Consider the following 13,894-nt stretch of genomic DNA (forward strand, 5'->3'; position numbering starts at 1 on the left):
CATACAGTGATTCTATTTCAAATGATTTTCTTCCCATAATTAAAACTCCTTTCTCCGTACATTTAGTATTTGGAGAAGAATTTTAATTATTCTGTATAAGTTAATATTTTAGTTAGAAACCCTATATGTAAATTTTCTAGCTTAAAAATCAACTTATACTCCGGATATTTTTTCAACATTCAATTATAGGGTTAATGATATATAGTGGTTCTAATTGAAATTTGAACTTATACATAAAATATACTGACAAAATTGAAATCACATTTAAAAACTTTTCCATAAGTCTTAGCGAGGTATTTTAGAAAATCTTAGGAGCTTATATATGTCTGAGGTACGAGTTTATATAATCTCCTTTAGATTTTCAAAATACCGAACTTTAGACTTATTAAAAGTTTTTAGCGTGATGAAATTTGTCAGTATATTGCTTAGTATAAATCAACTTTCAAACTAGAAACTCTACAATTAATCAACTAATGCTATTACTTCTACTTCAACCAATGCATCTTTTGGAAGCTTTACTTCTACACAAGATCTTGCAGGCATATCCTTTTTAAAGTATTTTGCATATACTTCATTTACAGCTGCAAAATCTGACATATTTTTTACATATACGGTAGTCTTAATAACTTTATCAAAACATGTTCCTGCTTCTTCTAGTAAAGCTTTTATGTTTTCAAGTGATCTCTCTGTTGCCTTTTTAATGTCACTTGAAACTAATTCTCCTGTAGATGGATCCAGTGGAATTTGGCCTGATGTGAATAAAAAGTTTCCAACCTTAACAGCCTGAGAATAAGGTCCTACAGCCCCTGGTGCTTTTTTTGTGCTTATTATTTCTTTTTCCATTATAAAAAAACCTCCTAAAATAAGCTTAAAATTTTTAATATACTAATTATAGCGTATTTATTCGCATACAATTAGAATTTATTTATGAGCTTTTTTAAAAACCAAATAATTTCTGCCGCTAATTGTATTTACATGCAAGAGTTGTCCCCTATCAATTACAACTTTTATAGTATTATTAAAGGCATCTAAGAGTGCAGTATCTAGATCTGTAAACGCCTCTTCTCTAAGTATTGCTACTCCTGGAAAATTTCTTAAAGGCTCTATGTAATCTGCAATATACACTATCTTTTCTAAAAGATTCATATCTTTCTTACCTGTAGTATGACAAGCTACTGCACTCAATATTTCCTCATCATAAATCCCCATAACATTTTTTGCTATCACTGCAGCAATATTTCCATGGAGAAGTTGAGGATTTAATGCACTTACTTCATCTATAGGAACCTGATTCTCATGTGCCATAGACAACATTTCATCATTTGACATGTGCTTAGCACAATCATGAACAAGTCCTGCTGTACTTGCCTTTTTAACATCCGCATGATAAAATTCAGCTAACTTTATTGCCGTATCCTGTACACTCAAACTATGCTCATATCTGTTTTTCTTCAGCTTCTCATTTAAATATTCTTTGATCTGTTCTTCACTCCACATCCCTTATCACTCCAAAAAATTATTTAATTTCATTTATAAAGATTATGTTGTTTAATAATGTCATAAACACTCTCGGGAAGAAGATAACTCACATTTCTGCCCATTTTAATATTTTTTCGTATATCTGTAGAAGAAATATCAAATAGAGGAGCATCTAAATATATAATTTTAGTAGAATACTTTTTTTCTACTTTTTCTTTCTGTTCTTTTATGTTTTGTGCAGTAAAATCTGGAAACCCTGGCCTATTAAATACTATAAATTGGCACAACTTAAATATATCCTCTACCCTGTTCCAATTTTCAATGTCCATTAGACAGTCTACTCCCGTTAGGAAATACCATTTGGTTTTCCTTTCAGCTTTATTAAAATGTTTTAAGGTATTATACGTATAGCTTAAATTAGGTTTATTTATTTCATATTTACTTACAGAGAATTTACTTTCCGTACCTACAGCTGCCTTTACCATCTCGTATCTCAAAAAAGCACTTGTTACATCTTTGTTCGCTTTGTGGGGAGGATTACCTGTCGGTATAAATACAATATTATCTACTCCCAATCTATATAAAGTTTCATAAGCTATATGTATATGTCCATTGTGTATTGGATCAAATGTTCCCCCAAAAATAGCTTTTTTAACCATCTATTTTCTCTCCATTTATTTTTTTATTACATTACATAATCAAATTCAAAATCATTCAGCTTAACTACATCCCCATCTTTAATTCCCATATCCATTAATTCCTGCATAACTCCTTTGTTTTTAAGTACCTTATAAAAATATCGTAATTCGTCAGGATCATTTACATTTACGCTTCCAAGTAACCTATCAACAAAGCTTCCTTCCACTATAAAAGTATTTTCTTCTTTTCTTATGGTATAAGTAAATTTCTTTTCTTCAGGTACAAATTTATCTTCTTCATTTATTTCAATATTTTCTACAGGTATAGTACCTAGTATCCTAGCAGCTTCCTTCATAAGTTCTTTAACACCCTGTCCTGTAGCTGCAGATATTTTAAATACCCTGTCATATCCTAACTTGCCAACTTTTTTTCTAAAGTTTTCAAATAATTCATTGTCATATAGCATATCTGATTTGTTTGCAGCAATTATCTGAGGTTTATCCCAGAGTTTCACATCGTACTTTTTTAATTCCTTATTTATTTTGGTAAAGTCATCGAAAGCATCTCTTCCTTCAATTCCTGATATATCTACTACATGTATTAAAAGCCTTGTCCTTTGGATATGTCTTAAAAATTCAATTCCAAGACCTACTCCTTCTGCTGCACCTTCTATTATACCCGGTATATCTGCTATTACAAAACTCTTTATTCCTGAAATATTAGTTACCCCTAGATTAGGGGACAATGTTGTAAAATGGTAATTTGCAATTTTAGGTGTAGCCTTAGTCACTATAGACAAAAGAGTAGATTTACCTACATTTGGAAATCCCAAAAGTCCTACATCCGCCAGTAACTTAAGTTCCAATGATATATATCTTTCTTCTCCTGGCATTCCTGGCTCAGCAAAATCTGGTGCCTGCCTTACAGAAGTTGTAAACCTCACATTTCCTCTTCCGCCTCTTCCACCTTTTGCAACTATGCATTTGTCTTCAGGATGGGCAAGATCTGCCATTATTTTATTCGTTTTCACATCCCTTACAACTGTTCCCATAGGTACTTTTATGTAAAGATCTTTTCCATTTCTTCCAAAACACTTAGATCCTGCTCCATTTTCACCTTTTTCTGCACGATATTTTTTCCTATATGCAAAATCCAAAAGTGTAGTACTTTCTGTATCTGCTACAAGTATAACATCTCCGCCTTTTCCACCATCTCCACCATCTGGTCCTCCAAAGGCTACATACTTTTCCCTTCTAAAAGAAATGGATCCATCTCCACCATCTCCAGAGGTTACAAATATTTTAGCTGTATCTACGAACATGCCGCTCACTTCCTTTCAAAAGTTAATTATATTAAATTAAAAAATCACTTTATTCTAAATTTTATTATTCCCACAGATAAGTAAGTAATTCACTCTAACCTCAGTATACAACTTTTTTCTTAAAATAAGGAATTTTAAAAAAGCACCCTCATTAGGGTGCCTTAATAATACTATTCAGCTGCTAATTCTTCTAACTTTAAAGGATATACGCTGGCCTTCTTTTTAGTCTTTCCTACTCTTTCGTATCTAACTACACCATCTATCTTTGCAAATAAAGTATCGTCAGATCCTCTTCCAACGTTAGTTCCAGGATGAATTTTTGTTCCTCGCTGTCTAACTAATATGTTTCCAGCTAAAACAAACTGTCCATCAGCAGATTTAGTACCTAATCTCTTGGATTCACTATCTCTACCATTCCTTGAACTACCTACTCCTTTTTTGTGGGCAAATAGTTGAAGATTCATAATTAACATAAAATTACACCTCCTCTACCTTTACATTTATATATTCACCAAAATTAAATTCAATACTTTTCAAACCAAGTAACATAGTTTCCATAAGCACCTGACATTTTAAAATGTCATCCTCTTTCATATCTTTTAAAGAAAAGCTTAAAAATCCATCCTTTATAGAGTACTTTAATTTAAGCTTTAACACTTCTGTTATTCCTATTACAGTAGTTTGAGATATGGCAGAAACAGCACTACACACCATGTCATACCCCTGGTTGACTGACTCTGCATGGCCTTTAAGTACAACTGAAACCAAATTACAGGATTTCCTTTTAAAAAATGCTTCAATCATAATTACGCATCAATTTTTTCAATTTGTAATTTAGTGTAAGGCTGTCTATGTCCCTGCTTCTTTCTGTAATCCTTTTTAGCCTTATACTTGAAGACTATAACTTTTTTAGCTTTTCCCTGTGCCAATACTTTAGCACTTACTTTAGCTCCTTCAACTACAGGTTTTCCAATAACTACACCTGCGTCATCTTTACCTACTACTAAAACTTTGTCAAGTTCAACTGTTGAATCAACTTCAGCATCTAATTTTTCAACATATATAACGTCTCCTTCTGAAACCTTATACTGTTTTCCACCAGTAGCTACAACTGCATACATTTAAAACACCTCCTCAATCCAGTCTCGCCTAAAAGGTATATAGAAAATCCATTCTTTCTATAATTTATAAAACCTTTTTTGAGCGGTCTACAGATGTCATTTTAACACATATGTTATTGTTTGTAAAGTTTTTTCAATTTACTTTAAACTCTTTCAGATGCTCTATCTGGCTCATAAACTCAAGTGGTTCTATCTTATAAGATACTTTCTTTTCATAAGTAATATATATTCTCTTGTCCCCAGCACCTATGCCTTTTATGAACCTATCCATATTATTTTTAACATCCTTTTCATAAGATACATCTATCTGTATGTGAAAATCTTTTACATTCCTGTCACAACTTATATTTGAAATTTCATTTCTTATGAGAACCATCATATAAGATAGTTTTATTTTTTTTCCTGTTCCATCACAGTACCTGCAATCTTCCTCTATATAATCATATATTGGTTTACCCTGTCTTTTTCTAGCTATCTGCACTAGATTTAACTCTGTAAAAGGGTATACAACAACCTTACTTTTGCTATTTAAAAAACCAGCTTTAAGTTTGTCCATAACCTTTTTCTTATCTACCTCATCCTCCATATCTATAAAATCTATTAATATTATTCCACTTAAATTTTTAAGCACTATTTGCCTTGCAATTTCTTCTGCCGCTTGCAAATTAGTTATAAATACTGTTTTATCCATTTTATTATTTCTTATGTTTTTACCCGAATTAACATCTATTACAAACATAGCTTCTGTTTTATTTATAACTATATATCCACCACAATTTAATTCTATTCTATTATCTCGTAAATTTAATATTTCATGTTCCATATTATAATGAGACAGAAGAGTTTTTTCACCCGTATACAGTTCTAGGTGTGCATTTACATTGCATACACCCTTTAGAAAATCCTCTATATATTTATAATCCACATCATTATTTACATATATCTTTAAATTACTGTCCCACAATCTATCTCTAAGTACTTCACCAAGTGCACCCCCACTATCAAACATGAGTTCAGGCTTTAGAGCATACTGAGCTTTATTTTTTAACTTATTATATATATCATTCAACTTATGTATTTCTTTGTTTATAAATTCTGATGGAATATTCTGGGCATCGGTTCTTATCATTACCCCAATACCTGATGGTATTTTTATTTTCTCCAGTATAAGCTTCTTAAAGGATTCATCCTGTATTTTTTGTGAAAACTTCATGCCTTTGCTAAAATTACTTAAAACACAATATTTACCTGGTAAGCTTATAATTTTGATAACTTTAGCTCCTTTTCTTCCATAATCTTCCTTTGTGACCTGTACCAAAATTTTTTCACCTTTTTTTAAGTTAAGATTTCTAAATTTGCTATCCATATACATATAGGCATTTCTCCTGCAGTTTATATCTATAAAAGCACATTTTATAGCTGGTACTACATTTTTAACTACACCTATGTACACTTCTCCCGGGTAAGCATTGCCCTTTTCTTCCTGAATGTGGCATTCCTTTAGAATACCATTATCCTTTATAGCAATTCTCAAAAAACCTTCCACACTTCTTTCAACAAATATTTCTTCCAAACCATAGTTCACCTCTCCTTCAGGTTAATATAAGTCTGATACATACTCATATAATGGGAATAACTTATTTTGTCTTCTCCCATATACTTCTTCTCTCATTATATCAATAAAACAATCTTTATCAGCATTTTCCGTATTGTCTTGTATAAAACTTGATAAAAGTTCTGGAGATAAATTTTCTACACTTCCACAACTTATCACAGTTTCTAATCTAAGCTTATTTTCAAAAACATCATAGTCCAATTTTTTTACTAACTTTTTTATATCTACTTCTTTCTCTCCCTTCTTGGTCTTCTTTATTGTATTCCAAGTTGGGCATTTCATTAAGTTTTCCATATTTTCTTTAAGCTTACTTACATCTTTATATTTTATGTTAATTATATACTTAGCTGCATTTATTTCTGCCATGGATTTAAACACTTTTTTATTTTCTACATTTTTTACCTTATCTACCCTTAACACTTCTATTCCACTAGGTGCACTTTTATTTAATTTTTCTTTAATATGATCTTCTAAAACTTCTTCTTCAAAATATAAGTCCATATATTCTCCGCAGGAATAAACTCCTACAGCTAGAGGCTGTGCTATAGACATATTTATATGTGGATTAAATCCCTTAGAATATTCTACAGGAAGCTCTGATCTCTTTATCATCCTCTGTATGGTTCTCAATAAATCAAGGTGCCCTATAAATCTTATACTATGTTTTTTACTGAACTTTATTAAATACTGCGCCCTCAAAGCATTCACCTCCTAAATTAACATTAACTCCACAATTTTTACATCCCAATCTACAATCTGGAGTTACTTCAGCCTTTTTAGCTCTTTCATTTTCTTCTATTAGGAATTTCTTATTTACTCCTATATCTATGAAATCCCAGGGAAGTATTTCTTCATAACTTCTATTTCTATAAGCATAAAAATCCCCATCTACATTACATTCTTTAAAAGCTTCTTCCCATAAATCAAAATTGAAATACTCCGACCAACTATCAAACTTAGCTCCTTTTTCGTAAGCTTTAATAAGTACTTCACAAAGCCTTCTATCTCCCCTTGCAAATACAGCTTCCAAATAGCTTAAAGGACTTTCATGCCAATTATATACTATATGTCTACTGCTTATGGAAGATCTCAATTCTCTAATCTCTTCTTTAACATCTTCCATTTTTATTTGAGCCGTCCACTGAAATGGTGTAAAAGGCTTTGGTACAAATATGGAAGTACTAACTGTTACTTTTAATCCTTTTTTTCTTTTATCCTTAGGTACTTTGAAATATTCATCCACTACTTTTTGGGATAAATGTGCAATTTCCTTTACATCTTCCATAGTTTCGTAGGGAAGCCCTATCATAAAATACAACTTTATTGTAGACCATCCAGACTCAAAAGCACTGCTTACAGAATCCATCAAATTTTTCTCTGTAACACCCTTATTTATTACATCTCTCATTCTCTGACTTCCTGCCTCTGGTGCAAAAGTAAGTCCAGTTTTCCTAACCTTTTGTATTTCATTTATAAGTCCTACAGAAAAAGAATCTATTCTAAGTGAAGGCAAGGATAACCCCACTTTGTCTTTTTCATGTTCATTTATAAAATTAACAACTAAATTTTTTAAATCTGAATAATCACATATGCTCAAAGAAGTAAGTGATACCTCTGAATATCCTGTACTTTTTATAAGTTTATCTGCTGTTTCTAAAAGTTTAGATGTTTTTTTCTCCCTTACAGGTCTGTATATCATACCTGCCTGACAAAACCTACAACCTCTAGTACATCCCCTAAAAGTCTCAAGAGTTATCCTATCATGTACTATATCTGTATAAGGCACTATAATTTTATCTGGATATTCCACATCATTAAAATTTTTGATTATCCTTTTAGTAATCTTAGGTGGCACATCATCATAAAGCGGTTTAAATTCTCTTATGGTTCCATCTTCATTATAGTTTACATCATAAAGAGAAGGCACATATATACCCTCTATATGGCACACCGCCCTTAAGAACTCTTTTTTTCTTCCTCTATACTCTTTGTAAAGATCCATAATCTCGTTCATCTGTTCCTCAGATTCACCTAAAGCAAACATATCTGCTATATCAAAGAGAGGCTCAGGGTTATAGGCACAAGGCCCTCCACACATAATTATAGGATCTTCTTCTCCTCTATCAGAAGCTCTAACAGAAAGTCCAGCCAAATTTAACATATTTAAAATATTAGTATAACTCATTTCATATTGAAGAGTGAACCCTATAAAATCAAAATTCTTTATAGGATCTTTGCTCTCAAGTCCATAAAGTGATATATTATTTTTTCTCATAAGTTCTTCCATATCAGGCCAAGGTGCAAATACTCTTTCACAATAAGTATCTTTTCTTTCATTTAGTATGTAGTAAAGTATTTTCATACCAAGGTATGACATTCCAACTTCATATACATCCGGAAAGCAAAATGCATATCTAATATCTACTTCATCTTTATTTTTTACATAGGAATTCATTTCCCCTCCAATATAGCGGGCAGGTTTTTCCACTTTAAATAATATATCATCAGAAATTCTATTCATTAAAAATCCTCCTCTTAGGTATCATTCCTATATTTTAGCATAACCAAAAATAATTTAAAATATATAAACCTAAGGCAAAGACAAAATCTATACAATCTTGCTCCTTCCTTAGGTTAAAAAGTATTATTTATCATTTAATATTTCAATAAATTTTTCTAGAGTTATATTTCCATATAACTTCAACCCTTCTATAATCTCTTCTTCATATATTGTATCCATTAAATTCATCTCATCATCTAAGACCATAAATGTATTATACTTATTCTTATCAAACAACCCCATAGCTGTAAGCAAATCCTGTCTATAGTGTATTGATAAAGTTCTATTTTCAATATAACCTCTCTTTATAAATTTATATCTTTTTCTAATTATATCACCCATAATTATATATGATATCCTTTCATTTTCCCTTAAAGAAGTAGTAACTATAAATATCCCTATTATTCCTATACTAAAATTGCTATATCCATTTAAAAATAAGAGAATGTACATAAACATAAGTGCTATTCCAATAAATATACTTGTTATTATCATAATTCTATTTGCTTTTCTATAAGTCATTTTTAAGTTTAGAATACTTCTCAATATTCTTCCCCCATCCAAAGGAAAAGCCGGTATTAAATTAAATAATCCTATAGCTAAATTTATAGAGAAGAGCATATAGAAAATGCTTAAATAAAAATTTTTATATGCAAAATAAAAAACTGCACTAAAGATTAAATTAGCTGCAGGACCAGAAATTGAAATTATTAAATCCTCTCGTGGAAATGCTTCATCTAGATCCTTAAGTTTTATAACTGTCCCTATTGCTATAAATTCTATGTCAAACCCAGAAAATTTATAATATCTAGCAACTAAATAATGAACCATTTCATGGAAAAAAACTATAATAAAAGTATAAATAAGTTTCCCTTTATACCCTATGAAAATCAGGAATATCACATATGGTATAAAATATTTACTTATTTTAATCACAGAAATACCTCTTAAAATTTATTCTTCTTCATTTACTCTAATTCGATTCATTACATTTTCAGCCCCGTTTTTAATATCATTTATATTTATATTTTTGAGTTGAGTTTCTATTTTGCTATAATCATAATTTTCATCCACAATTTCCTTAGAATAACTATATACACTTTTAGTCTGTGGAGTCTGTATAATTTTACAAACTATAACGAATGCAAATAACACTAAAACTCCTATTAGATCCCTTATAATTCTCTTGACCAAATAATTACTCTTTTGAAAAAAGAAACCCCCACTACTTCTCATTCTATCATGGTGCGGTGAATAATTGGCTCTTCCTTTTAAAGAATTATAATAATTTTGGTATTCCGAATCATAATTTCCCAATATAGATTCCCCCATTTAAAATGATACACATAATTATATATATTTAAGGGGCGACCTATTTATTACTTAAGCATACTTTCAATAATTAAAAATTAATAGTTAAGAATTAATAGTTATGGATGATTTTTTTCCGTTAACACTTCAAAAAATCTAAAACATAGGCTATTGAAGCAAAGCTCCAATAGCCTATGTTTTAAATGTAACGTAAAAGAATCCACATTAACTATTAATTCTTCATTCTTAACTATTAACTAAAAAAATATAGCTTGTCTATTAATTATGTGACTTTAGTGCTTTTACAAAAACTTCTGCAGAACCTAGATTAGTAGCTAGAGGAACACAGTGAACATCACAGATTCTAAGCAATGCAGCAATATCTGGTTCATGTGGTTGTGAAGTTAAAGGATCTCTTAAAAAAATAACTATATCCATTTCTCCCTGTGCCACTTTACTTCCTATTTCCTGGTCCCCACCTAAAGGTCCTGAAAGAAATCTATTAACTTTTAGACCTGTCATCTCATTTATAAGTTTTCCTGTAGTTCCTGTAGCAAAAATCTCATGGCCTTCAAAAACATCTCTATATCTTTTTACAAAATCTACTATATCATCTTTCTTTTTATCATGTGCTATAAAAGCAATTTTCATATAAATTCCCCCTTAAAAATTAATTTTTTTCCTTCTCATACCTATGTTCAAAATTAAGGCTATTTCTATAAATGCTGCAAGCAGTGAACTTCCACCATAACTCATAAAAGGCAATGTTATACCTGTTATAGGAAGTAATCCTATAGTCATACCTACATTTTGAAAAATTGAAAATAACATCATTGAGGCTATTCCTACACATACTATAGATCCAAAAATATCTTTAGCTTCCCTTGATATTTTTATAAATCTATAAAGTATAATAACATAAAATACTATCAAAGCTAAAGCCCCAACAAGTCCCCATTCTTCTCCAACTACAGAAAATATAAAATCTGTATGTGCCTCTGGTACATATCCTCCTGATATCTGGGTTCCTTTTAAGAATCCTTTTCCCCAAATTCCACCTGAACCAATTCCTATTTGTGATTGAGTAACTTGAAGTGAATAAGACATTTGATATTTTTCGGGACTAAATAGGGATATAATTCTCATTTTTTGATATTCTTCTATAATAGGTGTATTTAAAGCTATAACTATTAAAATAGTTAATGCTAAAAGTCCTCCTATTAATACTCTTAAATCCAATTTTGCAATAAAAACTATTCCAAGAACTGCAAAAAAACATACCATTGTCATTCCCATGTCAGGCTGCTTTACAATTAGAGCCATAGGAATAAGTGGATAAATCATAAGCTTGATAAAATTTTTTACATTGTTTATGTTTCCTTCCATATCCTCTAGTTTTTTTGCAATCATTAATATAATTCCTATTTTTGCAAATTCAGAAGGCTGCATGCTAACAGGACCGATTTTAATCCATGATGAAGCTCCATTAACTGTAGACTGAAATGCCGGTATACAATTTATTATAAGTAGAAACACACCAAACCAGTATATTATACCAACATAACCTTTTATCACAGAATAATCTACTAGAAGTATAAAATAAGTTAGTACAAGCCCTACAGCCGTATAAATAAGCTGCGATTTTAAAAAATGAGTTCCATCACTCATATGGGAGGCACTATAAATATTTAAACTTCCAAAGATACATATAATTATGGCAGTAATTAGTATAGGAAAATCAAATTCCCTTAAAAGTTTCCTGTTTATGACAAATTTTTCAAGCATTTTATATATCCCTCCAATGCAACTATAATGATTATAACACAGGAACATAAAAAAGCTATGCATAATTTATACATAGCCTATTTATTATACTTAACCTTTTTTATAGGTATACTGGCCACAAGTGCTGCTGAATTTCCCGTTAATTCCTCTGAATTTGTCATTTTTACATCTATTTCAGAACGATCTATCTCCATATACTTTGAAAGTACTTTAAGTATATCATCCTTTATATTGTCTAATACTTCCTTTGACATATCACATCTGTCGTGTATTAGTATTAATCTCAATCTTTCTTTAGCTACATCCTTGGAAGATTGCCTAGAGAACATCTTAAACAAGTCCATTCCCCACTACCCCCTTATTTAATACCAAATAGTTTCTTTATTGACGAAAATAATCCTTCATGGCTAGTATTCAAATCCATAAGAGGCACTTTTTCTCCCGTTATTCTTTTAGCTATATTTCTAAATGCTTGTCCTGATAATGATCCACTGGTCAATACTATAGGTTCACCCTTATTCGTAGAAATAGTTATATTTCTGTCATCCGGCACTACTCCTATAAGTTCTATAGCCAAACTGTCTAATATGTCATTTACATCCAGCATATCCCCATTTTTAGTCATTTCATAATTTATTCTGTTTACTATAAGTTGATGCTTTTCAATTCCCTTAGCATCTAACTTTCCAACGACTCTGTCAGAATCTCTAACCGAAGTAACTTCAGGATTTACTACAACTAATGCCCTATCTGCCCCTACTATTGCATTTTCAAATCCATGCTCAATTCCTGCAGGACAATCTATAATTACGTAGTCATATTCACTTTTTAATTCTTCAATTAAATTTAGCATATCTTGGGTACTTATATCATCTTTATCTCTTGTTTGTGCTGTAGGCAAAAGATACAAGTTTGGTAATCTTTTATCCTTTATAAGAGCCTGCTTTAACCTACACTTGTCTTCTACTACATCAAGTATAGTAAATACAATTCTATTTTCAAGTCCCATAAGAACATCTAAATTTCTAAGTCCTGTATCTCCATCTACTACTACTACACTTTTATTCAAAGCAGCTAATGCAGTACCTATATTTGCCGTAGTAGTAGTTTTTCCAACTCCACCTTTGCCTGATGTTACTACAATTGCTTCTCCCATCTATACTACCTCCATCAAATAAATTTATTAGGTAAATCTCCCTTGATATATGAACGTATACAATTAACTATAATCATCTAAGCAATAAAACCATCTATAGAATATTATACTAGACATAACAAGAATAATCCAGAATATTATTCAGTACAATTTATACCAATTATATAGCTTTAAGGTTACTAACAAAGAACTTCAGCACAAAATGAAGCTGAAGTTCTTACTAACTATGAGATATCAAATAAACTTATTTGGCAAATAGGGTTCTACTATTATTATATTTTCCCTAATCTTAGCTACTTCTGGATACTGGGGTTTAATATTATCCTCTGGTGATCTGGTAACTATGTCTGCAATTTGAAGCATTTCCGGCTGCAAACAAATTGAAGCAACTATAGCTTTTGAATTTCCCCCAAATCCAGCATGGGCATATCCATGAAGTGCTCCAAAAACTATTATATTCCCCCCTGCATATATTTCAGAACCTGCATTTACATCTCCAATTACAACTATATTTCCCGAATAATTTACTATTTGACCACTTCTAACCGTCCTATGCAAAAATTTAGTTCTTCCTTCGTAAATTCCCGAAAATACTTTGCTTGGTTTTTCACTGCTGTCCTCAAATATACAATCCTTTATGAGAAATTTTTCAAACAATATATTTTTAAGTTTATTAAATTGCTTTTCATTTACACTCTTTAATTCCGTTGTTATTTTTAGAGTGCATCCCTTATAAAACATTTTCCCAGTTGAGAGCCTTTTAATTAAACTTTCAAGCATTTCATCAAAATCTTTAAAACCATTATTATTTATAATTATATTTATTCCATCTCTATTGCCCTTAATTATTATATTATTATTCCTCATAATTAGCCTCCATAAGTCACCTCATATACTATTTCAACAC

The 13,894-nt window shown here is 30.8% G+C and carries 17 protein-coding genes; all 17 read right to left on the bottom strand.

The window, feature by feature from the left end; all coding sequences use genetic code 11:
- Window positions 1–462 precede the first annotated feature (462 nt).
- A complete protein-coding gene (locus CLRAG_RS13065; RefSeq protein WP_065078836.1) occupies window positions 463–843 on the bottom strand; it encodes a RidA family protein in 381 nt (126 codons plus the stop codon).
- A 78-nt stretch (window positions 844–921) separates the two neighbouring features.
- Window positions 922–1,497 (bottom strand): bis(5'-nucleosyl)-tetraphosphatase (symmetrical) YqeK, encoded by a 576-nt coding sequence (gene yqeK, locus CLRAG_RS13070; protein ID WP_065078837.1) that lies wholly within the window; start codon window positions 1,495–1,497, stop codon window positions 922–924.
- A gap of 29 nt (window positions 1,498–1,526) precedes the next feature.
- Window positions 1,527–2,138, bottom strand: a complete 612-nt coding sequence (nadD, locus tag CLRAG_RS13075) for a nicotinate-nucleotide adenylyltransferase (protein WP_065078838.1) — start codon at window positions 2,136–2,138, stop codon at window positions 1,527–1,529.
- 26 nt (window positions 2,139–2,164) lie between these two features.
- Window positions 2,165–3,439 carry a GTPase ObgE gene (gene obgE, locus CLRAG_RS13080; RefSeq protein WP_065078839.1) on the bottom strand — a complete coding sequence of 425 codons (1,275 nt, stop codon included), beginning with the start codon at window positions 3,437–3,439 and terminating at the stop codon, window positions 2,165–2,167.
- A 170-nt stretch (window positions 3,440–3,609) separates the two neighbouring features.
- Window positions 3,610–3,912, bottom strand: coding sequence for a 50S ribosomal protein L27 (rpmA, locus tag CLRAG_RS13085; protein WP_013237408.1), 303 nt, complete (start codon window positions 3,910–3,912; stop codon window positions 3,610–3,612).
- 4 nt (window positions 3,913–3,916) lie between these two features.
- The gene (locus CLRAG_RS13090; RefSeq protein ID WP_065078840.1) at window positions 3,917–4,243 is read right to left on the bottom strand and encodes a ribosomal-processing cysteine protease Prp; all 327 of its coding nucleotides are present in this window, start codon (window positions 4,241–4,243) and stop codon (window positions 3,917–3,919) included.
- Window positions 4,244–4,245: 2 nt separating this feature from the next.
- A complete protein-coding gene (rplU, locus tag CLRAG_RS13095; RefSeq protein WP_013237406.1) occupies window positions 4,246–4,560 on the bottom strand; it encodes a 50S ribosomal protein L21 in 315 nt (104 codons plus the stop codon).
- Between the two features lie 133 nt (window positions 4,561–4,693).
- Window positions 4,694–6,133, bottom strand: coding sequence for a ribonuclease E/G (locus CLRAG_RS13100; protein ID WP_065078841.1), 1,440 nt, complete (start codon window positions 6,131–6,133; stop codon window positions 4,694–4,696).
- Window positions 6,134–6,157: 24 nt separating this feature from the next.
- Window positions 6,158–6,874: a TIGR03936 family radical SAM-associated protein gene (locus tag CLRAG_RS13105; protein ID WP_065078842.1), complete on the bottom strand. Its 717-nt coding sequence runs from the start codon at window positions 6,872–6,874 to the stop codon at window positions 6,158–6,160.
- Window positions 6,843–8,696: a TIGR03960 family B12-binding radical SAM protein gene (locus CLRAG_RS13110; RefSeq protein WP_065078843.1), complete on the bottom strand. Its 1,854-nt coding sequence runs from the start codon at window positions 8,694–8,696 to the stop codon at window positions 6,843–6,845. The genes CLRAG_RS13105 and CLRAG_RS13110 overlap by 32 nt, the downstream gene beginning before the upstream one ends.
- Window positions 8,697–8,819: 123 nt before the next feature.
- Window positions 8,820–9,671, bottom strand: a complete 852-nt coding sequence (locus CLRAG_RS13115) for a M50 family metallopeptidase (protein WP_065078844.1) — start codon at window positions 9,669–9,671, stop codon at window positions 8,820–8,822.
- Window positions 9,672–9,689: 18 nt separating this feature from the next.
- Complete coding sequence (locus CLRAG_RS13120; protein ID WP_065078845.1) at window positions 9,690–10,052, bottom strand: endopeptidase; 363 nt, start codon at window positions 10,050–10,052, stop codon at window positions 9,690–9,692.
- Window positions 10,053–10,325: 273 nt separating this feature from the next.
- Window positions 10,326–10,697 (bottom strand): methylglyoxal synthase, encoded by a 372-nt coding sequence (gene mgsA / locus CLRAG_RS13125; protein WP_065078846.1) that lies wholly within the window; start codon window positions 10,695–10,697, stop codon window positions 10,326–10,328.
- Between the two features lie 12 nt (window positions 10,698–10,709).
- Window positions 10,710–11,831: a rod shape-determining protein RodA gene (gene rodA / locus CLRAG_RS13130; RefSeq protein WP_065078847.1), complete on the bottom strand. Its 1,122-nt coding sequence runs from the start codon at window positions 11,829–11,831 to the stop codon at window positions 10,710–10,712.
- 77 nt (window positions 11,832–11,908) lie between these two features.
- A complete protein-coding gene (gene minE, locus CLRAG_RS13135; RefSeq protein WP_013237398.1) occupies window positions 11,909–12,175 on the bottom strand; it encodes a cell division topological specificity factor MinE in 267 nt (88 codons plus the stop codon).
- Between the two features lie 14 nt (window positions 12,176–12,189).
- Window positions 12,190–12,987, bottom strand: a complete 798-nt coding sequence (gene minD / locus CLRAG_RS13140; protein WP_065078848.1) for a septum site-determining protein MinD — start codon at window positions 12,985–12,987, stop codon at window positions 12,190–12,192.
- Between the two features lie 234 nt (window positions 12,988–13,221).
- Window positions 13,222–13,854: a septum site-determining protein MinC gene (gene minC / locus CLRAG_RS13145; protein ID WP_065078849.1), complete on the bottom strand. Its 633-nt coding sequence runs from the start codon at window positions 13,852–13,854 to the stop codon at window positions 13,222–13,224.
- Between the last annotated feature and the right edge of the window lie 40 nt (window positions 13,855–13,894).

Origin of the sequence: Clostridium ragsdalei P11 (assembly GCF_001675165.1) — a bacterium.
Lineage (GTDB): Bacteria > Bacillota > Clostridia > Clostridiales > Clostridiaceae > Clostridium_B > Clostridium_B ragsdalei.